This is a genomic window from Iocasia fonsfrigidae, from assembly GCF_017751145.1.
In the GTDB taxonomy this organism is placed as follows: Bacteria; Bacillota; Halanaerobiia; order Halanaerobiales; family DTU029; genus Iocasia; species Iocasia fonsfrigidae.
In genome coordinates, this window is sequence record NZ_CP046640.1 from 1,619,319 (window position 1) to 1,642,935 (window position 23,617).

At 32.5% G+C, this 23,617-nt stretch carries 23 protein-coding genes and 1 pseudogene; 21 read left to right on the forward strand and 3 right to left on the reverse strand.

Features of this window, described 5'->3' with window-relative positions; translation table 11 throughout:
* The first annotated feature begins 226 nt into the window (after nt 1-226).
* From tnpA to GM661_RS19170, 9 genes and pseudogenes are all read left to right on the forward strand, one after another.
* Nucleotides 227-547 (forward strand): IS66 family insertion sequence element accessory protein TnpA, encoded by a 321-nt coding sequence (gene tnpA, locus GM661_RS07735; RefSeq protein WP_230869490.1) that lies wholly within the window; start codon nt 227-229, stop codon nt 545-547.
* Nucleotides 541-897, forward strand: coding sequence for an IS66 family insertion sequence element accessory protein TnpB (gene tnpB, locus GM661_RS07740; protein WP_230869491.1), 357 nt, complete (start codon nt 541-543; stop codon nt 895-897). The genes tnpA and tnpB overlap by 7 nt, the downstream gene beginning before the upstream one ends.
* A gap of 98 nt (nt 898-995) precedes the next feature.
* Nucleotides 996-2,591, forward strand: coding sequence for an IS66 family transposase (gene tnpC, locus GM661_RS07745; protein ID WP_230869492.1), 1,596 nt, complete (start codon nt 996-998; stop codon nt 2,589-2,591).
* A 425-nt stretch (nt 2,592-3,016) separates the two neighbouring features.
* Nucleotides 3,017-4,159: an acyltransferase family protein gene (locus GM661_RS07750; RefSeq protein ID WP_230869493.1), complete on the forward strand. Its 1,143-nt coding sequence runs from the start codon at nt 3,017-3,019 to the stop codon at nt 4,157-4,159.
* Nucleotides 4,160-5,406: 1,247 nt separating this feature from the next.
* Entirely contained in the window at nt 5,407-6,108 is a 702-nt protein-coding gene (locus GM661_RS07755) for a hypothetical protein (protein WP_230869494.1), read from the forward strand.
* Between the two features lie 3 nt (nt 6,109-6,111).
* The gene (locus GM661_RS07760) at nt 6,112-6,501 is read left to right on the forward strand and encodes a tautomerase family protein (RefSeq protein WP_230869495.1); all 390 of its coding nucleotides are present in this window, start codon (nt 6,112-6,114) and stop codon (nt 6,499-6,501) included.
* A gap of 542 nt (nt 6,502-7,043) precedes the next feature.
* The gene (locus GM661_RS07765) at nt 7,044-7,634 is read left to right on the forward strand and encodes a TetR/AcrR family transcriptional regulator (RefSeq protein WP_230869496.1); all 591 of its coding nucleotides are present in this window, start codon (nt 7,044-7,046) and stop codon (nt 7,632-7,634) included.
* A gap of 652 nt (nt 7,635-8,286) precedes the next feature.
* Entirely contained in the window at nt 8,287-9,135 is an 849-nt protein-coding gene (locus tag GM661_RS07770) for an EFR1 family ferrodoxin (RefSeq protein WP_230869497.1), read from the forward strand.
* A gap of 420 nt (nt 9,136-9,555) precedes the next feature.
* Nucleotides 9,556-9,882: pseudogene (locus GM661_RS19170) on the forward strand (L-2-amino-thiazoline-4-carboxylic acid hydrolase); the annotation flags it as partial.
* Here GM661_RS19170 and GM661_RS19175 read toward each other — a convergent pair.
* Nucleotides 9,822-10,019, reverse strand: coding sequence for a transposase (locus GM661_RS19175; RefSeq protein ID WP_407929623.1), 198 nt, complete (start codon nt 10,017-10,019; stop codon nt 9,822-9,824). The pseudogene GM661_RS19170 and the gene GM661_RS19175 overlap by 61 nt on opposite strands.
* Nucleotides 10,020-10,753: 734 nt before the next feature.
* Between GM661_RS19175 and GM661_RS07780 the strand changes: the two genes are divergently transcribed.
* The 12 genes from GM661_RS07780 to GM661_RS07835 all read left to right on the forward strand — a co-directional run bounded on the left by GM661_RS07780 (nt 10,754) and on the right by GM661_RS07835 (nt 21,842).
* Nucleotides 10,754-10,975, forward strand: coding sequence for a TIGR04076 family protein (locus GM661_RS07780; RefSeq protein ID WP_230869499.1), 222 nt, complete (start codon nt 10,754-10,756; stop codon nt 10,973-10,975).
* Nucleotides 10,976-11,628: 653 nt separating this feature from the next.
* Nucleotides 11,629-11,877 carry a hypothetical protein gene (locus tag GM661_RS07785; RefSeq protein WP_230869500.1) on the forward strand — a complete coding sequence of 83 codons (249 nt, stop codon included), beginning with the start codon at nt 11,629-11,631 and terminating at the stop codon, nt 11,875-11,877.
* A gap of 442 nt (nt 11,878-12,319) precedes the next feature.
* A complete protein-coding gene (locus GM661_RS07790) occupies nt 12,320-13,372 on the forward strand; it encodes a hypothetical protein (protein ID WP_230869501.1) in 1,053 nt (350 codons plus the stop codon).
* Nucleotides 13,373-13,611: 239 nt separating this feature from the next.
* The gene (locus tag GM661_RS07795) at nt 13,612-14,193 is read left to right on the forward strand and encodes a hypothetical protein (protein WP_230869502.1); all 582 of its coding nucleotides are present in this window, start codon (nt 13,612-13,614) and stop codon (nt 14,191-14,193) included.
* A 38-nt stretch (nt 14,194-14,231) separates the two neighbouring features.
* On the forward strand, nt 14,232-16,037 hold the full coding sequence (locus tag GM661_RS07800) for a hypothetical protein (protein WP_230869503.1): 1,806 nt from the start codon (nt 14,232-14,234) through the stop codon (nt 16,035-16,037).
* Nucleotides 16,034-16,576 carry a hypothetical protein gene (locus GM661_RS07805; protein ID WP_230869504.1) on the forward strand — a complete coding sequence of 181 codons (543 nt, stop codon included), beginning with the start codon at nt 16,034-16,036 and terminating at the stop codon, nt 16,574-16,576. Before GM661_RS07800 ends, GM661_RS07805 begins: the two co-directional genes overlap by 4 nt.
* Nucleotides 16,577-17,134: 558 nt before the next feature.
* Nucleotides 17,135-17,521 carry a hypothetical protein gene (locus GM661_RS07810; RefSeq protein WP_230869505.1) on the forward strand — a complete coding sequence of 129 codons (387 nt, stop codon included), beginning with the start codon at nt 17,135-17,137 and terminating at the stop codon, nt 17,519-17,521.
* Nucleotides 17,522-17,540: 19 nt separating this feature from the next.
* Nucleotides 17,541-18,488 carry a caspase family protein gene (locus tag GM661_RS07815; RefSeq protein ID WP_230869506.1) on the forward strand — a complete coding sequence of 316 codons (948 nt, stop codon included), beginning with the start codon at nt 17,541-17,543 and terminating at the stop codon, nt 18,486-18,488.
* Between the two features lie 628 nt (nt 18,489-19,116).
* Nucleotides 19,117-20,412 (forward strand): group II intron reverse transcriptase/maturase, encoded by a 1,296-nt coding sequence (gene ltrA, locus GM661_RS07820; RefSeq protein WP_230867654.1) that lies wholly within the window; start codon nt 19,117-19,119, stop codon nt 20,410-20,412.
* Between the two features lie 271 nt (nt 20,413-20,683).
* Nucleotides 20,684-21,010, forward strand: coding sequence for a group II intron maturase-specific domain-containing protein (locus GM661_RS07825; RefSeq protein WP_230869507.1), 327 nt, complete (start codon nt 20,684-20,686; stop codon nt 21,008-21,010).
* A gap of 197 nt (nt 21,011-21,207) precedes the next feature.
* Complete coding sequence (locus GM661_RS07830; protein ID WP_230869508.1) at nt 21,208-21,462, forward strand: hypothetical protein; 255 nt, start codon at nt 21,208-21,210, stop codon at nt 21,460-21,462.
* Nucleotides 21,459-21,842: a retropepsin-like aspartic protease gene (locus GM661_RS07835; RefSeq protein WP_230869509.1), complete on the forward strand. Its 384-nt coding sequence runs from the start codon at nt 21,459-21,461 to the stop codon at nt 21,840-21,842. The genes GM661_RS07830 and GM661_RS07835 overlap by 4 nt, the downstream gene beginning before the upstream one ends.
* 193 nt (nt 21,843-22,035) lie before the next feature.
* Here the strand turns inward: GM661_RS07835 and GM661_RS07840 are convergent, their stop codons facing one another.
* Both GM661_RS07840 and GM661_RS07845 read right to left on the reverse strand, forming a co-directional pair.
* Nucleotides 22,036-22,347: a type II toxin-antitoxin system RelE/ParE family toxin gene (locus tag GM661_RS07840; RefSeq protein WP_230869510.1), complete on the reverse strand. Its 312-nt coding sequence runs from the start codon at nt 22,345-22,347 to the stop codon at nt 22,036-22,038.
* The gene (locus tag GM661_RS07845) at nt 22,340-22,606 is read right to left on the reverse strand and encodes a type II toxin-antitoxin system Phd/YefM family antitoxin (protein WP_230869511.1); all 267 of its coding nucleotides are present in this window, start codon (nt 22,604-22,606) and stop codon (nt 22,340-22,342) included. The genes GM661_RS07840 and GM661_RS07845 overlap by 8 nt, the downstream gene beginning before the upstream one ends.
* Nucleotides 22,607-23,617 lie beyond the last annotated feature (1,011 nt).

The window sequence follows — 23,617 nt, forward strand, 5'->3', positions numbered from 1 at the left end:
ATTCCTTCATCAAGGGCAGTAGCCCTAAGATTCAGGAACTTCTTAAACCCCTGGTACGTTATCAGAAATCGAGGGTAGTTAGGTTAAAATCGGGTAGTAAAAATAATCAATTTAAAGGATATAGAAAGGACGACATATGGAGCTATATAAGTAAGCGTCAAATATAACCCACATTCCTTACAGCCGAAATCTATGAGATAATTTCCCTGAGGGAGGTTATTTGAAGATGAATAACAAACGTGAAATCTGGATTGAAAGAATCCAGGATTACAAAGCAAGTAGTTTAACTGCTGCCAAATGGTGTGAAGAGAATGGTCTAAGCATTAATTCTCTAAGATACTATACTCATAAATTTAATAAGGAAAAGAAAGAACAGGAATCTAGTCAAACTAAATGGACAGCTGTATTTCCTGCCCGAGCAGAAGATACCAATTCTGAAACTAAAACCATAAAAATAACTATAGGCCAGGCGATCATAGAAATCGTTCCAGGTTTTGATCCTAATACTTTTGAAACTCTTGTCAGGATTCTTAAGGAACAATGTTAAATCAACATCATATCAATAAGGTGTACTTAGCCCTAGGGCCTACTGATCTTAGGAAATCAATCAATGGCCTATCCTTAATAGTTCAGGAGAGCTTTAAGCTCAATCCCTTTTCTCATGACCTCTTTGTCTTCTGTAACAGAAAGCAGGACAAGCTCAAGATTTTGGAATGGGATAATGATGGTTTCTGGTTACACTACAAACGCCTGGAAAAAAGTAGATTTAGATGGCCTGATGGTACTACTGGCTCTACAGTAATGATTGATGAAAGACAATTCAGGTGGTTACTTGATGGTTTATCTATTCATCAAAAAGGTGCTCATTCTGCCGTTAAAGAAAGAATAATCATCTAAAATAAACTTTAGACAAAAGGCTCAAAAACATTGTAAAATCAGAGCTTTTACGCTTAATTTTAGTATCTTTTTTCTCCTAAAAATGATATAATAGACTTATGAAAACTACTGATAAATCAACGACTATACAAGTTAATAAAGAAGAAAATCAAGAGCTATCTTTAGAAGATAAAATTGCAAGACAGGCTCAACAAATTGAAGAATTGACAGCTAAATTAAACTGGTATGAGGAACAATTTCGCTTAAACCAACAAAGGCGATTTGGTGCTTCTAGTGAAAAATCTAATTCTAATCAGTTATCAATTTTTAATGAGGCTGAACAGGAAGCTAAGGTCAGTCTCAAAGAACCCGAACTTGAGGAGATTACATATAAAAGACGTAAGGGCAAAAACAAAAAGAAAAAGTCCTTCGAAGATCTCCCTGTTGAAGTCATTGAATATCATCTAGATGAAGCTGAGCAGATCTGTCCGCAATGTGGTAAGCAACTTCATGTCATGAGTAAGGAAATTAGAAAAGAATTAAAGATTATTCCTGCTCAGGTTAAGGTTGTTGAACATGTTCGTGATGTTTATGCCTGTAGAAATTGTGAAAAGGAAAATATCACAACTCCAGTAATTACTGCTCCTATGCCTAATCCAGTTTTAAAAGGGAGTTTTCTCTCTCCATCGTTACTGGCATATATCATGGATACCAAATATTCTCAAGCAGTACCTCTTTACAGACAGGAGAAACAATTTAAGAATTTTGGCATTGAGCTATCCCGTCAAAATCTGGCTAACTGGGTAATCCATGGAGTCAACAACTGGCTTAACTATCTATATGATAGAATATATGAATATTTATTAAAAGAAGATATCGTACATGCTGATGAAACTACACTTCAGGTTTTATCTGAAAAAGGTAAAGCAGCTAAAAGCAAATCATATATGTGGCTCTATGCTACTGGAGTTTCCAGTCCACCGATCTACTTATATGAATATCAACCTTCCAGGGCTAATGAACATCCGAAGAAATTCTTAACTGGATTCAGTGGGTTTCTTCAAACCGATGGCTATGCTGGGTACAATAGTGTTCAGGACGTCACCCAGCTCGGATGTTTTGCTCACGCTAGACGTGGTTTCACAGATGCCTTAAAGGCATTACCTAAAGGCTCTGTTCACTTAAAAACTAATGCTGAGGAAGGTCTGAATTTCTGCAATCGACTCTTCCAGATTGAACGGGACTTAAAAGACTTATCAGCTGAAGAAAGATATCAAAAACGCCTTGAACAAAGCAAACCAGTTCTGGAGGCCTTTTTGTCATGGCTAAAAATCAAGGAACAACAGACTTTACCTAAAAGTGGTCTCAGCAAAGCTATTAAATATTGTCTCAATCAATGGCCTAAACTAGAAGCCTTTCTCCTGGATGGTAGACTAGAGATCAGTAATAATCGGGCAGAAAGAGCAATCAAGCCCTTTGTTATTGGGAGAAAGAACTTTCTATTTTCCAAGTCGGTAAAAGGAGCTACAGCCAGTGCCATTACTTACAGTATCATAGAGACCGCCAAAGCAAACAACTTAGTACCATTCTTTTATCTAAAATATCTTTTTGAGAAACTACCCAACATTGATCTACAAAATATAGATGAATTGGATGAATTATTACCCTGGTCTCAATCTATTCCTGAAGAATGCAGGATACCTCATAAGAATTAGCCTATCATAACGTCCTCAACTTTTCCAGGTGGGGGCGTTTTGACGCTTACGTAGATTAAACCAAATTCTTTCCGATGTATTATGGGGATATTTAAAAAATAAAGATAAGATGAATTATATTAAATTCAAATAAGGTTTTATAAAGTATAGACGTGGGCGCCTCAGCCATCAGATAACAGAGTATTCCCGTGACGCCAAAAACCGGCTACCCTGTCGGGACATGCTCTCTGTCATGACTTTTGCGAATTGCGGCAAAAGTCATGACAGGCCTTTGGCACGAGCACGTCGGGAATACTCGGGACGTTAGCTGACATTGATATACTATTTTTTTGCGAAGTTGAGATGGAATTTATGGTATATGAAAATGGTACATAATAGATATACGCGAAGGTCTAAAAATAAATTGAAGAGAGAAAGGTGTAAAAATGCATACGATTAAAAGTAATTACAGGGATAATTATATTGACTATTTGAGATTAATTACAATTGTGGCAGTTGTTATTTTGCATACTGTATTGACATATAGTGGCATAGCTAATTGGCATTATATTGAGGAGCAAGAAATGAGTGACTTATCTAAGTTGATCTCAGCATTAGTTGTAACTTTTATAAATGGATATTCCATGGGTTTTTTGTTTCTTATTGCCGCTTATTATACAGCAAAATCATATGCTAAAAAAGGAAAAAAAGAGTATATTACTGGTAGATTATATCGATTAGGATTACCAGTCTTATTATTTGTCTTATTTATTTATCCATTAACAATGTATTTGTTATATATTGCGGGAGAGAAGAAAGTACCAAAAGATAATTTTTTGTTATATCTTAAAGAATATATAACTACGGGTCAGTTTTTAGATAGTTCTGGACCTTTGTGGTTTGCATTTGCATTGCTTATTTTTTCTATAATTTATGCTATGATAGGAAAAAAACGAGAAGTAAGTGCTAAGCATTTACCTAATACGAGTATAATAATTTTAACGATTATTTTAGTTGGAACAGTTAGTTATTTAGTTAGATTAGTCTTTCCAATAGGGTTTGAATTTTTAAATATGCCACTTAGTAACTTTGCGCAACATATTGCTTCATTCATAATTGGTATTAAGGCATATCAATATGGTTGGTTTAATCAAGTAAGATATAAAGTTGCAAAAAGATGGTTAATAGGAAGTATCGTAATAGGTATTATTAGTTGGCTAGCTCTTATTGTGCTAGGTGGTGTAATTGAACATGGTGATTATATATTAAAGGGTAAACTAAATTGGCAGAGTTATGTATATGCTGTTTGGGAAAGTTTCATAAGTTTCGGTATGTCTGTTGGATTAATAGGATTCTTTAGAGAGAAATTTAATACAGAAAGTAGGTTGATGGTAATATTATCTAAAAATAGCTTTAGCGTTTATGTTTGGCACACGTTAGTTTTAGTAGCTGTGTCACTACTTATGAGAGATCTTGTTATATATCCCCTAGTGAAAATGATGCTAGTAGCTGGTACTACCTTATCATTATGTTTCTTGTTATCACACTATGTATTTAGAGCATTACCTATGCTTAAGAAGATAATGTAGTTTTGATTAAGGAAAATACACTAGAAAATGCTACACTTTAATATAAGCTTTAATTATTTTAATGGTGAATTTTCCGTATATCAACATCAGCTAACAATGAGTTTACGGCTCCACTATCGTTACACCCAAATTGATGAACCTAAGCCAAGTCTGGCTAAGGCTCATCAACTTCGTGGACGCGGCCATTAATGCCGATAATCTAGCAAGGTGAAAGTCCTTGTATCATTAGTTGACCGAATTAGATGATTAGCATATCCAACGTACGGTGAGGTAACGAACCGTGATGATGCTTGGGGTGTAAAAGTCGCAGTGGCCTTATACTACGCAGAGAGGATAGGTCAGAACAGTCTGAGCGACGAGCAAACCTGGGGGTTTGAAGGAAGGAAACGAATACTGCAGCCTCGAAATCATTACCCTTCTGAAACTGTTGAAGGGATAAATGCCTAGCGTCGACCTGTTTCCAAGTCAGGGAAGACCATGCTTTGTAGGAAGAAACGGTTAAAGGCACTACAAAGGCAGCCGGGGTATGGGTTCTTACACCCAGGGAAAGATTATCGGAGTAACGACGGGAAAATCCTACTTCCAGCTGGGATTCGTCATAACCAGCAAAGACGATGCTTATAGGGGTACAACCTAAAAGTAGAGAGGACTTAGGATTGTCGCATGAGCTTATAGTAGCTATGAGAACTAGGTAATACTAGTTTAAGTAATGAAGGGACATTACTCCAGGAGAGGTAACACCTCAAATGGGCAAAGGGGCTCTCGGTAGATGACGGACATTTAAAGGAAATACTGTCCAGACACAGTGCTGGGATATCAGTATCAACCTCAATAAATGTCGAGCTTATAATCAAACTGTATAATTAATGAGAGTACGTAGGCGAATACTTAAATCTGTAATTATATAGGAAGGGTTATTAGGGAAAGTTGTCGCTGCCAACCGGATTCGGGAAAACCGACCGTCCGGGATGAGAGGGGGGCTCTGGGGAACGTGATTTGATGACTTATTTACAATAGGACCAACGTAAATACCCGATGGTAAGGGACACAGAGAGTGAAGAGAACCGATATCAGGTAACCTTTGCTACCTGGCTATCTTAGGAAAAGTGAAGGTCGTTGAATGCTTTGAGTAATTTAAGTTAGCAGATGTGCGCACCCAGTTTCTACCCGACAAATGCCTGGCACGTTATGTAACATTTCTGGCTATAAAATCATTTTGAAATCATAGAGAGGAGAGAAGAGATTAGATGAGTAGAGGGTTAGAATTAGAGGAGGTAGTTTTAATTGGGAGGACATTTGAGGAATACTATAAGATGTTTGCATTAGAGGAGTTAAATTTAGCAAAAGAAAAAATTTTAGATGTTGCTTCTGGTGTTTCTTCGTTTGGAGCTACGGCTAGGGAAGATGGATATGATGTAATAAGTAGTGATAGAATATATCAATTTAGTGCTGATGAAATTGAGGATAAATGTTCTAATGACTTAGTAGAAGTTATGGATAAGTTAAAGGGGATAAAGGAGCTATATAAGTGGAAATTTTTTAAAAACATAGACCATTTGGAAAAGCATAGAGAAAAAGCATATAAGACCTTTATAAAAGATTTTTCCCAAACTAAAGGTGTTAACTATAAATTTGTTGAGTATCCAGGTAGTAATTTTAGAGATAAGGAGTTTAGTATATCTTTGGTATCTCATTTTTTATTTATGTATGATGAGCATTTAGATTATGATTTTCATAAAAGAACATTAAAGGAATTAATAAGAATTACTAAAAAAGAGATTAGGATATTTCCATTAGTAAATTTAAAGAGTGAAAAATCAGATTTTGTTCAGCGGATTATGGAAGATAAGGATTTTGCAAAATTTCGCTTTAAAAAGGAAGATGTAGATTATGAATTTGTAAAAGGTGGAAATCAAATTTTGAAAATTGTTTTGTCGGAGGAGGAATAAATTATGGGGCAAATTAAGGTGTATGGTTTAGAGAAATATTTAAATCCAATTAAAGAAGATTTGTCAGAGATAATTCATTCATGTATAGTTGAGGTATTTGAATATCCTGAAGATAAAAGGTTTCACAGATTTTTTCCAATGAAAGAGGAAGATTTTTATTTTCCATCGAGTAGAAGTGAGAATTATATGATAATTGAAATAAGTATATTTGAAGGTAGGAAGAAAGAAACTAAGAAGAAATTAATAAAACTATTATTTGAGAAAATAGAAAAAGAATTAGAGATATCTCCTAAAGATATTGAGATAACAATTTTTGAAACACCTGCATGTAATTGGGGAATAAGAGGAAGTACAGGAGATGAATTAGTGTTAAATTATAAAGTAGATGTTTAAAGAGAAAGGTCAAGAGCACGCCAGAAACATCACATAACAGCACCTTAGCGACATCCCAGTTAGGAACATAAATAAGAGATAAGTTGACTTATGTAAGATATATAGGGTTTATCAAGATTAGGAGTATTACATGGGACGTCGCGAACCTGCGGGACGTTACACGACATGCTAAATTCTGTTTTTTATAAGATTGTATAGCTTTTAACCTCTCTAACAATTAAATCAACAATATTAAACTGAATAATTAAATAAATTATTAGATGATAAAATGATAAATAAATATATAATGGAAATTTTAGACTCTAAATTTTTTGTTTTTAAGCAGGTATGTGGTTTAGAAGTATTTAAATAGGTAGGCTAATACTTTAGAGAAAATAAGAGAACTAATGATAGATAGAGAAGAAAAATAATTTTTTAAAGTCATTAAAAATTGATTAAAAATTGAAATGAAACTTTTAAAACATTTGACAATTTGATAAAGAATTAGTATAATTTTTATTGACTAGTTATTCGATAAAAATTATTTTGAAAGGAGTGGAGATATGTCTCCAAAATTAGTTAATGTTGAGCAAAAAAGAAAAGAAATCATTGAAGGTACATTGATGGCTTTGTCTAAAAAAGAGTTGAGTGAATTAAAAATAGCTGATATTGCTAAAGAAATTAATATGGGGCAGAGTACTATTTATGAATATTTTAAGAATAAAGATGAACTGATTAAACAAGCATTGGAATATTTCTTACAAGAGTTATATATTCCAGAAGAAAATGAGGAACTAACTGTTTTAGAAGAATTTGAATTGATTTTAGAAAAATTCAAAAGGCAAATTAAAGAAGAAAGAACAAATGAAATCAATATTCTGATTGATGTTTTTTATCAAGGGATTAAAGGAGATTTTGAAAAATTAGGAGAAGTATATAGCGATTATATTGATTATATGGTAGAAAGGATAAATCGAGATCAAAAGCGAGGAATAATTAGAGAGGATATTGATCCTCAAGCTTTAATTTCTTGGGTAGGAGCTACTTTTGATGGATTATGGATTCAAAGTTTATTAAGACCAAAAGATTTTGATGTTGATAAAATTTTCAATTCCTTTTTAAAAGCAATAGAAATTTATATTAAAAAAGATTAAATTTTATGCTTATTTTTGAACGATTATTCGTTCAAAAATGCATTAAACTTAATAGTGGGAGATATTAATGAATTAAATTAAAGATGAGATTTCATTTTTCTTTGGTGAAAATCCAAAAACTTTTGATGTTATAGTAATAGGATTGGTTTCAATTTTACTTGGTATTTTTCTAGCCTTTTTTGTGCCAGTAATAAAAGAAACAACAAATATGCTTCAAAAAGCAATTATTGTTTTAATAGCAACCGATGATCTCGGGGGTGTAATTGCTAATTTTACAAAATTAACAAATAATTTTCATGCTTCAAGTCATAAGTTAAGGCTATTCTTTTACTCATTACACATTTTACAACCATTAATTATATTTATAACTTTTAAAACATCGATAAGTTTCTTTATCTTTTCATGGCTATATCCTGTTTTAGCAGCTTTGTTAGTAACTGAAGTAATAAAGGATGATTATAAGAGTACTTTTGCTAGTGTATTCTGGTTAATAGGTATAGTTGTTTGTATTTAATAATAAATCCACCTGTAATAGTATTATGGTTTGCGATTACTTTTTTGACTAAATTAATTTTAGGTTATTCGATTAATCATTTTCCTGAAACTAACTAAAAAGCTGGATGATTAAATTTACCAAAAAAGGAGGAGAATTATGAAAATATTAATTCTTTATTTTAGCGGAACTGGTAATACCTATTTTATTGCCAATATGATATATAAAAAGTGTAAGGAAGATAATTATAAAATTCAGCTATCATCTATAGAAAATTTTTCGCCTGAAAATGTAAAAGGATATGATATTCTTATCTTTGGTTTTCCAATCTATGCTTGTGATATGCCATTATTTTTGCAGGAATATGTAGATCGAATGTCCCTTCCTAAAAGTAGAGGAGTTATGTTATTTTCCACTTTTGGATTTTATGCAGGTAATTCTTTAAGAAGAACAGCAAAAAAATTTAGTGATAAAGGTTTCATTCCATTAGTTTCAGAAGAAGTTAAGATGCCAGGATCAGATGGTTTAGCTTTCATGAAAAAAGACTCAAATTTTGTGAAAAAAGTTCTGTCAAAAAATTATTTAGAAAATCCAATTATTAAAAATTATGTGAATAAGATTTATAATTTTATTGATAAAAATACTGATAAACTAAAGCAAGAATTAAATAGAGAAGATTTAGTAATGTCAAAATTAAAGGCAAGAGGGGTAGTATTAGATTCTTTTGTAAAAATGATTTATAATCCTGGTGAAAGATTTATTAAGAATAGGTTTTGGGTTGACAATAAATGCATTAAATGTAGACTCTGTGAGAAAATTTGTCCTGCTAATAATATAAGGATTACAAATAATGAAGTTATATTTTCAAATCAATGTTATTTATGCATGAGATGTATTCATCAATGTCCAGTTGAATCAATACAGATTGGGAAATGGACTGTAGATAAATTTAGGTGGCAAGGACCTAATAATGATTATAAGCCTGCTAAACTATTGAATAAAACGTAAATTAGTAATAATTTAAGCTAAAAGAAGGTAAGTTAATTTAGTTAGAATTGATCAGCTAATAGCTAGTAGTATAAAAAATATAAGATATTTTGATTAGGGTAGTACCAATACAAAAGGAGGGATATAATGAAATTTTATGAAGCTAAAAAATTAAAGTCACAAAATGGTGCAATGGATTCTGTAGCACAACTAGATATTATGAAAGGAATGAAGCATATCCTGAATGATGAGATTGGAAGTATGAAGGCTACCAGTATACTCTTGAAAGCATTTTTATGGGATCCAATCTTTAATAAACCAGGCTGGAAGCCAGAACTATTTGATTTACCAAATGAGGAAGTTAGACAGACTTATGAAAAGAAATTTAAAGATTTAACTCCTTTTATATGTTTGTTTAATAGATTAAAGAAAAATTATAGGATGGAACAAGTCCAAATTATTATAGCAAAATTAAGTGTTCCTGCTTCAGTACCTTATTTGGCAAAAACTTTTAAACCAAACCCTGATATAAAAGATATTGATAAATTTAGACAAGATATGACCGATTATCTTGGTAAAGGAACCGGTTTTGAGTGGACAGAAAAGGTATCAGCAGATAAAAAGGAAGTGATTTATAAATTTACAAGGTGTGCCTATATTGAAATTCTTCGAGCATATGGAATGGAGTATGCAGCATCAATGGCCTGTTATTGTGATCCTATTATCTTTGATAATTGCACCCCTGAACTATATTTTAAGAGAGACCACTTTATCCAACGCCTTAGAGAGGGTTGTGATACTCCCAGATCTTTGGCTACAGAACTTATTGTTCGACCTTTTTCTACTACCATTTTTACGGCACTGGCTTTGAATTCATCATCATAAAACCTATTTTTGTTTCCCATATTAACACCCTTTCATGATTTAATTATACAATCACGATCCGGTGTCCGTCAAAGTGGGAATGAGTCAATAAGCCTCCTATATAGGGGGTTTTTTATTGTTTTATGTCTAGTTTCGTCGAAGTTGAAGGAATTATAAATATCATGATGAAGTAGATAGTAAAAAAGACTTAGTAAGGGATGGATTCCTACTATATGCTTATTGTTTAATGAATAAGCAGAAATAGTCAGTCAATATGAAACTCTAATTAATCCTGACAGAGATTTGGGACCTACATAACTTTACTTTTAGCTTTCATATCTTTGCTATCCTTGTATCGAATAAAGGTGACCATGGTTTGATATTATTGGTTAACTATATAATAACCTATATTTTACTTTTGCACAATGTGCCTAAGAAGAAAATATAGGTACTTAGTGCAATACATGAAGACTATAACATCTGTTTTTATTGGTATGGAAATTACGATCTTAGCTGTTCTCTTCTTTCTTTTTGAATATTTCTTGTAAAAAAATGGTTAATGTGACAATAAAGTATTTAAATTGGAATCTAGAAGTAATTAAAATAGGATTGTGTACTGCTCACATCTTATGATATTATATATCTAAGGAATACATTAATTATTTTGAAGAGGAGGTTAAAATGAATTGTAAAATTACTGTTTTAAAGACAAGTTTTAATAAGGAATTCGTTGATGAGTATGTGGAAAGTAAAAGAAAATTGACACTGGGACCATGTGAAGTTTTTAAAAGAAGGTCAAGAATTCATTGTAAATCCTTGGGTTGGGCTACCAAGTGGGTTTTGTCCATGGGCATGGGATGATATTTACAAATCCCTAGTAGGATTTGCAGCTGACGGCAATTTTGGAGAATGGTATGAGGATAAAAACATTATCATTGCATGCTGTACAGATGGAACAAGGCCGGTTTATTTCAAAATCGAAAAATTAGTAGATTAAATTATGTAACTACATATACAAATTGAAAAAGTATCATAATAGGTTGATTGAAATTGAAAATAAGGTAGAACAGAATATTAATATGTTACAAAAAGATAGCATTTTGCCTAAAGCATATTGGAACTCTTTTGCGATAAATAAGATAATTGAATATTTAATAAATCTTAGGGCAGATAGCCTGAAAGAGGCAATAAATTTATTTGAAAATGAGTAAGGTATATTGAACAAATTGAAAAGGTAGATACAATGCATAAAAATATAATGGGTGAACTATATAAAGTAAAATATTCAGCTAGAAGTTCACAAATTGCTTCATGGATTAACTTTTTAAGTAAATAAAATGATAATATTCTAGACTAGTTTAATAATATAATTATTTTGAAAATTGAGTCATTCTTAGTTTTTTGGATACTATTTGTTCTGCTTGAAATATCATAAAATTAAAAGATAAAAATTATATAATTTTTCAATCTAAATCCGAATACTAACGAAAAAAGCCATGATGAAGAAAAATTTCATCATGGCTCTTCTGCAGTATATGGTAAAGTCTCACCCTTAAACCACTTATTTCAAGTTTAATAGTACTGGCTCTTATTCTGTTTTTATCCTGCAGGTACTGGAAAAAAACTGATGATAGGCTCAGGGAACTTTTCGTGAAGGTAAAGAAAGAAGACGATGAAAAAGAATTGTTTAAACTCTTAAATGAGATGATTAAGTACAGTTTTGGTATAAGTCTAAAAGCAGTTTCCAGGGAAAAACTTAAAAACATTATAGATGAGAAGGAACTTTTAAAAGTCCTGCTGCAGGTTATGGATTATATGGAAAACATGAAGGGTATACAGGATAGAGAAGGTCTTAGTCTTAAGGATAAGATTAAGGAAATATATCAGAAGATACGCTAGAATCTATTTTCTGGATGATTCCTGAAATGAGCTGGGATATAACTTCCAGGGACTAAAACAAGGCGAAAAAGGTCTCCAATTCATTTGGAATCTTTTTTATCATCCTTATTTCCTTTTACAGCCCTTTACCCATTTAGGATTGGTAAGGGTGGAATATCACAGGAAGATTTTTTAAGGGTACCTGGAAAGATAAAGAGATTATTTCTCGTATTAAATCTGATACTTTCTAGTCTCCAATACTAACATTACAATTTTAACAGCAGTACTTGCATCAATAGTAATAATCATTGTTCTCTATAATATAGACTTTTCAAGAATAGAAACACTGGACTTAATCAATAGTTATTATCCAAAAGTAAATATAAATATTATTGTAAAGTACAAAAAATAAAATGGAGGATCAAGATGAAAAAAATTTTATTAGGATTAATTTTGTGATTGGATGGATTATTATTTTAGAATTGAAAAGGATGATAAAAATGATTCTATTTTAATCATTCCATATGGAATATATAATGAGGAAGTTTTTAGTTCTGAACCTGTGGATGTAAAATTAAATAATGGGACTAAAATTAGGATTAAAATGGGATTAGGAGCAATTTATCCCTATGGTGAAGGTGGTGCTGAACCTTCTAAATTTATAAGTGTTTGGATTGATAAAGTAAAGGTAATAAGTAAACAAAATTTGTTTATTACTGATAAAGGGACTTCTCTTAAAATTGAAATTACTAAAGATGGTTATTGGTTATACAAATTTGATATTAATTGGTTTAAAGATGAAGAAAAGATTTCAAGTGAGTTTATTCCCAAAGAGAATTATCCAACTGAAATAGATTTGATAGAATATCCAAAAAATAAAATAAAACCCAAAGATGGTGAAATAGCTATTTTACATTGTGAAAACGAAGAATTAAAAGATATAATACTACAAGCTGAATTAAGAAGAAATCATAGTTATGTAGGCTATGCTATTCAGCCTCCAGATGAATCAATTTCAATTGAAGAATTTGATGTAGAAAAGAGAAAATATAGTACTAAAATATATCAATATGAATATTCAGGGTATCTCAGACATTTTGTTGCTGATATAGATAATGACGGAAAAGAAGATTATGTTTATGCATTATATTCGAGAACACATTATAGAGATGGAGATGTTTATTTTATTTTTGATGAGGAACAAGTTATTGATAAACCTTTTACTGATGATGATTTTGAAATTTTTTTAAAAAGAGCAAGAAAGATTTTTCCAAATAATTGGGTAGAAAGATATTTGTCATTTAAAAATAAAATTGATCCCTGGTGGTCACCAATTAAAAATCCCAATTTTGGATTGAGATATACATGTTTTTGGCCTTTTATTTATGAAGATAAGTTTTATTTCATTTTGGGTTCAAGAGAAGAAGTTTATAATAATTGGTTTGCTGTATTAAGAATAGATGGTGAAGATTTAATAGAAGAACTAATAGTTCAAAAAGTAAAACCAAATTATTAGAGTTAGAAACTACATATAAATATATCATAGTGTCAAATGACCATAGTTTGCGTTAAGGCAGATTATGGTCTTTTTTAGATTCGGCCAGGTTTCAATTTTACTACAGCGAGATTTATCTACTTTAGTCTAGGAAAAATAACTAAAAATAAAAAAACTTCAAGAAAAAACAAGGAAATAATATCCTCCTGTTGAATTACAAAGATAAGAAAAATCTATATAAAATAACAGGAGTGTAAAATGTGCAAGAAATACTATCTTATGGTTGTCGCTTTAATAATCTAAAAACAGAAATAACTATTGAACCTTTAAATAATGATTTAACAGGTTATGAAACAACCCTAAAAAAGGAGTTTATCAGGAAAATCTCTTTTGATTACTATAGTAATGTCTATATCATTAAAGGTTATTATCCTAATAATGACGTTGATGAGTGTTTTAAAGGAGTAGAACTAGAAAGATGGGCGAGTTTAAAAAATAATCATAAAGACGTTGTTAAAAAAATAAGGATCAGATGGGTCAGGGGAGAATATGTTGACAGAGAAATAGATTTTAATGCTTGTGCTATAAAATATAAAGAAGAAATAGATAAGATAAACCATCATTTTTATTTATTATTAGTAGATGTAGATAGGGAAAGAGAAATTGCTTATAATAATATAATAACAGTTAACAATAGTGATCTTTTATATATTAGCATGAAACCCTATAGAGAAAATGAATCCCTTAATTCCGTACTGAGAAAATTAGATAATAAATATACATCTATAAGTGACCTCAAAGGTAATTATGCTTTATTGAACAATCTAGCAAAACAAAGATAGTAACTAAGAAAAGTATTATAAGTGAAGAATATTGGAAAATGGAATTACTAATATCTTCTTTAACCACAAAATTCAAGTCTGTCTCCTTTGAACTAAATGTCAATTTTAATAAAGCTGCTTATGATGGGCTAGTTAACAATGGTAGACCCTTAAATATATTAAGGAGAATAATATCAGTACTAAGTAGGCATATAAGTAACGAGGCAATAAAAGATGTAGAAAAAACAAAGAAAAATTTAGATACAAAAAAAGTGCTTTCATCCAGGCAACTAAAAGAAGGTGTAAGAGAAATAATCAAGAGAGAAGACCTGATTATACAGCCCAGGCTTAATTCCATACGTATTTGTAAGAATAATAATGGTGGTGGAACAGGTATGACAACAATAAGCCAAAAGTCAGAACCCAGAATAAAATGGGGTGAAGAGGTCGATACAGGATATTCAAGATATTTAAGTCAAAGAAATGGAATAGTAAACGGGCAGGAGACTAAAGAAGAAAAAAGTAATAATGATAATAAAGAAAATAATAATATGAATAATAACAGTGATATAAAAAATGAAGATACAATAATAAATTCAAATGATAATTGGGATTGGGTACCTGCCAGTTTAATAAATAATGCCAGTTATATAAATTTATATAAACATACATATACCAAGGAAGATTTTAAATTGACTGTCAAAGATGTTGCATTGATAGCAGGGGAGAATTTTTTAACCAGGGGATGGCACTGGGCAGGAACCGCTGCCAAAGACCTTGGTAAGACTGCTTTGCAAAAAGGTAAAGCAGGATATTCATTGACTTTAGGAGATACTGAAGAAGTATTTGGCGCATTAATTGAATTAGGTAAAAATGATTATAAAGAGAAGAAAGATTATCTCTGTGGTAGGGATATTCCCCCAAAAGCAGATTATATGATAGTTGCCTATAGAAAGGTTAGCAGAGGAAGTTCTGACTATATAGATAAGAGTTTTATAAAACTTGATACTGTAGAATTTTATTATAGAAATGGTGATAAGATAAAACACATTGATGATGATGGAGGATATGGATTTACTGGTATTGTTCCATTTCTAGATAACTTTGATAAGCTTTTTAATCAGGGAAAATGGTATCCTGAAAGAAATGATAAACTTCCTAAAAACGAAGCTAATGAGGAAAAGCTGACTCAATGGACTGCATCAAAAAAGGAATGTTTAAATTTTAAAATTTCGAATCAGGGTAGTGAAGATAAGATTAAAGATATACCCTTGGAGATATATGATAGGGTGGTAAAGTTAAAGAATGATGCTAGTCATATAAATAGATATAAACATACATATACCAAAGAAGATTTTAACTTGACTGCCAAAGATATAGCAATGGCAGCAGGAGAAAACTTTTTAACCAGAGGATGGCACTGGATAGTAAATACTATAAAAGACCTGGGGAAAAAAGCTGCAATAACAGGACAGGAAGAATTCAAATTAACTGTAGGAGACACTGAAGAGATTTTTGGTGGTTTAATCGAATTAGGTAAGAATGATTATAAAGAGAAGAAAGATTATCTCTGTGGTAGGGATATTCCTCAAAAAGCAGATTATATAATAGTTTCCTATAAAAAAGTCACCAGAGGAAGTTCTGATTATATAGATAAGAGTTTTATAAAACTTGATACTGTAGAATTTTATTATAGAAATGGTGATAAGATAAAACACATTGATGATGATGGAGGATATGGATTTACTGGTATTGTTCCATTTCTAGATAACTTTGATAAGCTTTTTAATCAGGGAAACTGGTATCCTGAAAGAAATGACAAACTACCTAAAAATGAAGCTGATGAGGAGGGGCGGACTCAATGAGAAAGAAAATATTTTTAAAACAAATTATTATGGTAATTTTGGTTTTAATTATCATCTTAGGGGTTATTTATTATATCAAAACTATTAGTGAGCCTCAATTTAAAATAAACCTTAGTCCTAATACTCAGATATTTTTTTCTGAGAAAAGAAAGGAATATTATGTTGTAGATAATGGAAATAAAGTTTATATTAGTATTACAAGAGATAATTACCCGACAATTATTAATGAATTTAATATGAATAATAGAGGTATTGTAGCATTTTCTATAGACAGTTTTGATTATTCAAAATACACTATAGTAGCACATCATTTAGTTTTTGTTTCTCCAGATAATAAAGTAAAAGCTCGAAGGATATATGGTATTATTGATGAAATGGAATGGATTGATAATAAAACACTTAAAGTTAATGTTGATCCTATTAAAAATGGAGAGAGTATTACATATATAAAGGATCCGTTTAATTTAACTATGTTTGAAAAAGTCATAGAAGAAGGAAAAGACCTTATTAAATGGATCAGGCTTAAGGGTTGGAGATGATAGATAAAAATCATTGAGTTATAGAGGTATAAAGAAAGATGATTAACTTGATATAAATTTAATTTAGTGATTAATAAGAGATATATAAGCCTCCTACATAGGGGGTTTTTTATTGTTTTATGTCTAGTTTCGTCGAAGTTGAAGGAATTATAAATATCATGATGAAGTAGATAGTAAAAAAGACTTAGTGAGGGGTGAATTCCTACTACATGGTTATTGGTTAATGAATAATCAGAAATAGTCAGTTAATATGAAATTCTAATTAATCCTGATAGAGATTTGGAGCCTACAAACTTTTAGCCTTTCATATATTTGCTATCTTTGTATCTAATAAAGGTAACCTGATGGTTTGATATTATTGATTAACTATATAATAACCTATATTTTACTTTTGCGCAATGCGCCTAAGAAAAAAATATAGTTACTTAGACGCAATACGTGAAGTCTATTGTTATGTGCAATACCTGAAAGATTTTCAGGAAGGAGGTGGATTTACCTAGGAAGAAAACTATAAAGACTTGTGAAGTAAAAAAGATTATAAAGAAGGGGATGTTTGCTATGGCAAATAAAAACAGGATATTTATAAGTTTTGCTATTGAAGATGAGACACTAAGGGATTTTTTAGTTGGACAGGCACGTAACGAGAAATCTCCATTTAAATTTGTTGATATGTCAGTGAAAAAACCATGGGATTCTTCATGGAAAACAAAGTGTCGCACAAAGATTAAAGGTTGTGATGGTGTTTTAATTATAGTAACAAAAAGTAGTAAAAAGGCAGATGGACAACTCTGGGAGATAAAATGTGCAAAAGAAGAAGGGATTCCACGTAGAGGTATCTGGGGTTATAATGATGATAAACCAGCAACTTTACCATCAGAATTTGATGGAGTTCGTATAGTGAAATGGACATGGACAAATATAAAAAATTGGTTAGACACACTGTAAAAGTAAGGAGGACAAGATTATGAGGAAGGCTCTTGTTATAGGAATTAATGACTACCCAAATTGTCCACTATCGGGTTGTATTAACGATGCAGTTCAGTTAGCCTCATTATTGGAGCGTCACAGTGATGGTTCACCAAATTTTAGCGTTCGTAAAGTATTATCTGATTGCAATGAGATTAAACGTGGTACTCTTAAAAAGGAAGTAGATGATCTTTTTTCTGGCGATCCAGAAGTTGCGTTATTTTATTTTTCAGGTCATGGGTATTTAAATTCATATGGCGGCTATATTGTAACACCTGATTTTGAGAACTATGATGAAGGTGTTTCAATGGATGATATCCTTAAGGCTGCAAATCATTCTTCAGCTAAAAATAGAATAATTATTCTTGATTGTTGTCATGCAGGTGCGATGGGTTCCCCGGCTATTACTGAGGGACGTTTTTCTGAGCTAGCTGATGGTGTTACTGTTCTAGTGGCATGTCGAGAAAAAGAAACTGCTATGGAATCAGAAAAATCAGGTGTTTTTACTTCTCTTTTATTAGACGCTCTTCATGGTGGTAGTGCGGATCTTCTAGGTAATGTATCTCCTGGTAGTATTTATGCTTATGTTGATAGAGCTTTAGGACCATGGGCGCAGCGACCAGTATTCAAAACTAACGTCTCAAGATTTGTATCTTTAAGAAATGTTTCTCCACCTATTGACCCTAACATATTAAGAAAAATAATTATACACTTTCCAAGTCCCTATGATGAATATTGTCTAGATTCATCATATGAAGATACTGAACCTAACGCTGATACAAAACATGTTGAAATATTTAAAGAATTACAAAAGATGGAGAGAGTAGGACTAGTTGTACCAGTAGATGAAGATCATATGTATTATGCTGCAACCAATGAAAAATCCTGTAAACTAACTGCTATGGGTGTTCAATATTGGAAACTTGTTCAATCAGGAAATGTGTAGTCACTATCAGGTATAAACTGTGGATATTAAATATTTTTTAGGATTACTATGTGAGTCGGGTACTGCACATAACAGCAAGGTTTACGGTTCCGCTACGCTTCACCCAAATTCCTTCATCAAGGGCAGGCGGTGCGCCAAGAAAAGAGCATATCATATAGTAGGTGGGATTCCTACTGAGGAAGGTTTAGCAAACCACTCATAGCGAGTTTTGGACATTTAATGGGTAACCATAGATGTTAAGCGTAAACAGTTAGGTAGTAGGCGGTAAGCATTTAGCTGAAGGGATTGAGCCTCGAAATCTTGGAGATTGGGAAAGGCCGATGCTGTCGACTGAGCAGAAGGCAACATTATAGTATTCGATAAGCGAGAATACAATAACACCCCGGGGTCGGAGACCTCCGCATGCTATACATAGATATGATATTGTTAACTTGGGAGGCCCTGTAATTTCTACGCAGAGAGATAGGATGTAACCAAGCGATAACAAAGTAAGGACATCTAATATTACAGGGAGTCGGATAATCGCATAGTACCGAGGAAGCAGAGTAATGCCTGTGGATGGGAAGGCGATTACACAAGATTAATCTTAAAAGGGAAACATATTCTATACACAGAGATAGGTGAAAATGTGGAAACGAAACTTGCAAGAATAGCTGAAGTAGCTAGAAATAGACCTAATGAAAGATTTACATCACTAATACATCTAATTAATTATGAATTGATAGTCAAATGTCATCATGAACTAGCTGGAAACAAAGCAGCTGGAGTAGATGAAGTAACAAAAGCGGAGTATGGAAAGAATCTTCCAGGGAATGTTAAGAGCTTAACAGCTAGAATGAAAAGATGGGCATATAGGCCATTACCTGCGAAAAGGGTATATATTCCAAAAGAAAATGGGAAGAAGAGACCGCTAGGGATTCCAGCATACGAAGACAAACTAGTTCAAAAGGCACTATCAAAGATTCTAAATGCGATATATGAAGAAGACTTTCTTGAATGTTCATTTGGTTTTCGTCCAGGAAGAAACTGTCATGATGCCTTGAGAATATTAGGAAGAATAGTTAACAGAGATGATATTAACTATGTAGTTGATACAGATATTAAAGGATTCTTTGATAATGTAGACCACGGGTGGATGATGAAATTCATTGACCATCGAATTAAAGATCCTAATATACAACGACTCATATCGAGACTTCTTCGGGCTGGAGTCATGGAGGCAGGAATAAAATATGACACTCCACAAGGAACACCGCAAGGTGGAGTCTGTTCTCCAATTATGGCGAATTTATATCTACATCATGTTGTTGACCTATGGTTTAATAAAACAATGCGTAAAGAGTTAAAGGGTAAAGCTTACATGGTGAGATACGCAGATGATATAATATTTTGCCTACAGTATAAAGAAGATGTAAAATACTTCTATAAAGCAATGAAAGAAAGAATATCCAAATTCGGTTTAGAGTTATCAGAAGAGAAAACTAAGATAGTAAATGTATCTGCTGATGATGACAATGACACATTTGATTTTCTTGGATTTACCCATTATATGGGTAAATGTAAGGATGGAATCAAACGACTAAAGAGAAAGACAAGTAATAAGCGATATCATCGTAGTATAATGAGATGTAAATCCTGGCTAAAATATAATAGAACTCTTCCAGTAAAAGAACTAATGAGGAAGTTAAACAGAAAACTAACAGGAACATACAACTATTATGCAGTATCAGATAACAGCAAAAGTATTGATAGCCTGTATGATGAGGTTCAAAAGCTAGTTTATAAATGGTTAAACAGACGCAGTCAAAAGAAAAGCTTTGACTGGGAGAAGTTCGAAATATTCTTGGAGAAATATCCTATTGTCAAGCCAAGAATAAAAGTAAATTTATATAGATTAGGTGCTGGTGCTAGTTATGTTAGGTGAATAATCGAGTGAAGAGCCGTATGCCTAAATAGGGCACGTACGGTTCTGTGAGGAGTTGGGGTTGTAAAGCCCCGCTTACTCGACGTGCGCCAAGAAAAGAGCATATCATATAGTAGGAATCCTACTGAGGAAGGTTTAGCAAACCACTCATAGCGAGTTTTGGACATTTATTGGGTAACCATAGATGTTAAGCGTAAACAGTTAGGTAGTAGGCGGTAAGCATTTAGCTGAAGGGATTGAGCCTCGAAATCTTGGAGATTGGGAAAGGCCGATGCTGTCGACTGAGCAGAAGGCAACATTATTGTATTCGATAAGCGAGAATACAAGAACTCTTCCAGTAAAAGAACTTATGAGGAAGTTAAACAGAAAACTAACAGGAACATACAACTATTATGCAGTATCAGATAACAGCAAAAGTATTGATAGCCTGTATGATGAGGTTCAAAAGCTAGTTTATAAATGGTTAAACAGACGCAGTCAAAAGAAAAGCTTTGACTGGGAGAAGTTCGAAATATTCTTGGAGAAATATCCTATTGTCAAGCCAAGAATAAAAGTAAATTTATATAGATTAGGTGCTGGTGCTAGTTATGTTAGGTGAATAATCGAGTGAAGAGCCGTATGCCTAAATAGGGCACGTACGGTTCTGTGAGGAGTTGGGGTTGTAAAGCCCCGCTTACTCGACCGCTAAGGTTCATCAACTTCGTAAACCTGCGAAACGTTATCTAAAATCTTGCGTGAGATAGTTTACTATGTATGTTATAATGAAACCATAGTAAATAATTGGGGGTATTCAAAATGAAATGGAAAGGTTTAAGAGAAAAATATCCTGATAGTTGGGTACTTTTTGAAGCTGTACAAGCACATTCAAATGAGGGAAAACGTATTATCGATGATATAGCTGTTCATGATACTTATAATGATAGTGATGAAGCTATTAAAGCATATCGGGAATTTCATAAAAAAGAACCTAAAAGAGAATTATATGTTGCTCATACTAAGAAGCAGGATCTTGAAATACAGGAAAGAAAATGGTTAGGTGTTCGTTTATGACATTCAAAATACAAATAAAGGATAATCTACCATTTGTACAAATGAAAGTACAATATAAAGATAAAGAAAAGATGTTAAAAAATGTATTGGTCGATACAGGGTCTGCAAGTAGTATTTTAAAAGGAGAATTGGTTAGAGAAATTGGAATTAAACCTGAACCTGAGGATATTCTCGGTAGTGTAAGAGGTGTTGGGGGTTCAGAGTTTGTTTATATAAAGCGAGTAGATTTATTATCGATTGGAGATATAATAGTAGATGATTTTAAAATAGATGTTGGCGAGATGGATTATGGATTTGATATTGATGCAATAATAGGTATGGACTTTTTACAAAAAACAGGAGCTATTATTGATTTACATAATTGTAGTATAAGTAGATAGAACAAGATGAATGTGAATTTTGAAAGCCGCAAGACTTCAGATAACAATATATTGCCAGTTCATTCCTGACGTTATTCACCCAAATTCAGGTGCCTAAGATAAGAACTATCTAAGTCTGCTGGACTTCGGCAATACGGTTACGTTATATGACATTGAACCGGGGGTATATGAAAAAAACAAGCCAGTAAAGGACTTAAAGTAAAAAATCATATTTTCGTTTTCCATGAATTATCCGGCGGATCTCAACTTCTAATGTGTTTTCTTTTACCACATAGAAGACTAAATAGCTTTGAATAACTAAAATGCGATAGCCTTTAAATTGGAGAAGAGTATCTTTAGGCGTCGCCCCCATATACGGAAAGTCTTCTAATTTAGAAATAGTATTTTCAATTTGATCTAGAAATTTCAATGCTGCATTAGGACTATCTTCTTGAATATACTCTATAATACCTATTAAATCTTTTCGTGCAACAGGAAGATAGTATATACTATATTTTTTACTCATTTAGCTTAGCTCTCATTTCATCCATTACTTGTTTGTGGGGGATTTTGTTTGCATTTGATTCACTTTCGGTTTCAGCTTCTCCTAATTTTTGGTATAATTCTAGTAGAGCCTTTTGTTTTTCATATAAAGCTTGACTCATAACAACCATATCACCTTTACCATTTTTGGTTAGGAATACTGGTTCGCCTTCTTCATGGCATAATTCTGATATTTGTTTAAAATTATTTCTCAAGTCAGAAACTGGTCTAATATTAGGCATAAAGATAACTCCTTTATCATTAAGATTGTTATTATTATATCACAATTAAGATAAAATATAAATAAAAATAGAATTTGAAAGTGTAATGTATAACATGAGATTTAAGATTCCGCTACGCTGCATCCAAATTTATTCGGGAAGGACGTCGCCCTAAACCTCATGAACTTCTTAAATCTCTGATACGTTATACGCAAGTGCGACCAGCCCCCGCCATAACAGGGACTAAGCTATATCCTAGGCTGTCTAAGTCAACAAAAAAAAGTTGACCTTTGGACTACCTATTCTATTTGAGGTAACCCTACTTATGGGTGCATTGCTGGTAACGGTTTTGTGCTGAGCCATAAGGACAATGTGAACTATCCTGCTAGCCTTAAAGTAGGTGATTGCTAGGGTAAATATACTGCTAAGGTTAAATTAATTGAATTACTGCAAGCTTCGTAAAACGTGAATAGTGAAATTAGGCTGAAACACTATGACCAAAAGGTGTGAGATGGGGTCAAGTAAGTTTTCGTGTTGCTTGACAAATAGACCAATGTCTCCGGAGTAAAGGTAGAACCTAAGGTAGTATGAATTGGCTAAGATATAGAACTGGGTAACCCCAATATGTTCCTGAGAAAATGATATCTCAGGTAGGTCAATAGATTTATGATACAATATATAGTGGGTATGGGAAATAGGAAGAAGCGAAGGTCATCTTGTAATGAGGTGAATAAGGGTTCAAAATTTGTCTTACTCTGAAAGGAGGCAGACGTCCTATGGGTCATTCAAGGCAGTAAAGGTGAGAAACTTTATGAATATGGCAAGCCAAATAACTCATTAGAGTGGGCGACCATAGACCAAAACAAGTGACAATTCCAATGGAAATAATCTTCCTGAAGATTGTCAATGTAGAGGGTTAATAGACTTCGAACCCGAATCGCCAAAGCAATAATGAAAGAATTAATCAAGTAATTATTGTTTGCTAGTTGCCAGGACTAGTTTTGAAGGGCTTGAGCCGTATGAGTTGAAAGG

Coding starts and splice junctions, on each gene's coding strand:
- GM661_RS07805 (WP_230869504.1), top strand. CDS start 16,034: ATGAGAAAGAAAATATTTTTAAAACAAATTATTATGGTAATTTTGGTT.
- GM661_RS07750 (WP_230869493.1), top strand. CDS start 3,017: ATGCATACGATTAAAAGTAATTACAGGGATAATTATATTGACTATTTG.
- GM661_RS07770 (WP_230869497.1), top strand. CDS start 8,287: ATGAAAATATTAATTCTTTATTTTAGCGGAACTGGTAATACCTATTTT.
- GM661_RS07790 (WP_230869501.1), top strand. CDS start 12,320: ATGGATTATTATTTTAGAATTGAAAAGGATGATAAAAATGATTCTATT.
- GM661_RS07840 (WP_230869510.1), bottom strand. CDS start 22,347: ATGAGTAAAAAATATAGTATATACTATCTTCCTGTTGCACGAAAAGAT.
- tnpC (WP_230869492.1), top strand. CDS start 996: ATGAAAACTACTGATAAATCAACGACTATACAAGTTAATAAAGAAGAA.
- tnpB (WP_230869491.1), top strand. CDS start 541: ATGTTAAATCAACATCATATCAATAAGGTGTACTTAGCCCTAGGGCCT.
- GM661_RS07845 (WP_230869511.1), bottom strand. CDS start 22,606: ATGCCTAATATTAGACCAGTTTCTGACTTGAGAAATAATTTTAAACAA.
- GM661_RS19175 (WP_407929623.1), bottom strand. CDS start 10,019: ATGGGAAACAAAAATAGGTTTTATGATGATGAATTCAAAGCCAGTGCC.
- GM661_RS07760 (WP_230869495.1), top strand. CDS start 6,112: ATGGGGCAAATTAAGGTGTATGGTTTAGAGAAATATTTAAATCCAATT.
- GM661_RS07800 (WP_230869503.1), top strand. CDS start 14,232: ATGGAATTACTAATATCTTCTTTAACCACAAAATTCAAGTCTGTCTCC.
- GM661_RS07830 (WP_230869508.1), top strand. CDS start 21,208: ATGAAATGGAAAGGTTTAAGAGAAAAATATCCTGATAGTTGGGTACTT.
- GM661_RS07810 (WP_230869505.1), top strand. CDS start 17,135: ATGGCAAATAAAAACAGGATATTTATAAGTTTTGCTATTGAAGATGAG.
- GM661_RS07835 (WP_230869509.1), top strand. CDS start 21,459: ATGACATTCAAAATACAAATAAAGGATAATCTACCATTTGTACAAATG.
- GM661_RS07815 (WP_230869506.1), top strand. CDS start 17,541: ATGAGGAAGGCTCTTGTTATAGGAATTAATGACTACCCAAATTGTCCA.
- tnpA (WP_230869490.1), top strand. CDS start 227: ATGAATAACAAACGTGAAATCTGGATTGAAAGAATCCAGGATTACAAA.
- GM661_RS07765 (WP_230869496.1), top strand. CDS start 7,044: ATGTCTCCAAAATTAGTTAATGTTGAGCAAAAAAGAAAAGAAATCATT.
- GM661_RS07825 (WP_230869507.1), top strand. CDS start 20,684: ATGCTGTCGACTGAGCAGAAGGCAACATTATTGTATTCGATAAGCGAG.
- GM661_RS07755 (WP_230869494.1), top strand. CDS start 5,407: ATGAGTAGAGGGTTAGAATTAGAGGAGGTAGTTTTAATTGGGAGGACA.